This is a genomic window from Mesorhizobium album, from assembly GCF_033977205.1.
Lineage (GTDB): Bacteria > Pseudomonadota > Alphaproteobacteria > Rhizobiales > Rhizobiaceae > Mesorhizobium > Mesorhizobium album.
Genome location: NZ_JAVIIW010000151.1, coordinates 1 through 763, shown reverse-complemented (window position 1 = coordinate 763; position 763 = coordinate 1). Strand labels below are relative to the sequence as shown.

Sequence of the window (763 nt, the reverse complement as noted above, 5' to 3'; positions counted from 1 at the left end):
CGAGACCGATGTCGCCGCCAGTGGGCCCGAGGCCGAGCTGCCCATCGTCGCTGACACCGACAAGGTCCGGGTGCTGCCAGTGCGCAAGCTCAATCCGAACCTGCCGCGCAAGCGGATCCTTCGCGAGCCTTCTTGCGCGTGCTGCCCGGGCTGCGGCGGCGCTCTGCGCGCCATGGGCGAAGATAGCGATGAGATGCTCGATCTGGTCGCCCAGGTCTGGCAGGTCATCGAGACCGTTCGACCCAAGTACAGCTGCCGGACCTGCGATAAAATCATTCAGGCGCCGGCACCCGCCAAGGCCATTGCACGCGGCAAGCTCGGCTATGCCGCGCTCGCCCATATCATGATGGCCAAGTGGGGTTACCATCTGCCCTTCTACCGTCAGAGCCAGATGATGGCCGCCAAGGGCGTCGATATCGAGCGATCCACGCTTGCGCGCAGCGCCGGCTACGCCGCCGCCTTGCTCGATCCGATCTACAACCGCCTTCGTGAGATCGGCCGTAGCCGCACCAAGCTCCACACCGACGACACGCGGCATCCGATCCTGGCGCCCGGCACCGGCACGACGCACAAGGGCGCGCTCTGGGTTTACGTCGCCGATGACCGCAACTCGGGTTCGCAGGAGCCGCCGATCGCCTGGTACCGCGCCACCATGGGTCGCGCCGGCGAGAGCGTGATGAGCGAGCTCGCCGGATTTGCCGGCACACTGCAGGCCGATGGGTTTACCGGCTACAATCAGATCTACAAGGGCGGCGCCATTCGA

1 protein-coding gene is annotated in these 763 nt (G+C 66.1%); it reads left to right on the top strand.

Going from position 1 to position 763, the window contains the following annotated elements; all coding sequences use genetic code 11:
• Nucleotides 1-763, top strand: a 763-nt coding sequence (gene tnpC / locus RFN28_RS34675; RefSeq protein ID WP_320291608.1) for an IS66 family transposase, incomplete at both ends; no start/stop codon positions are given.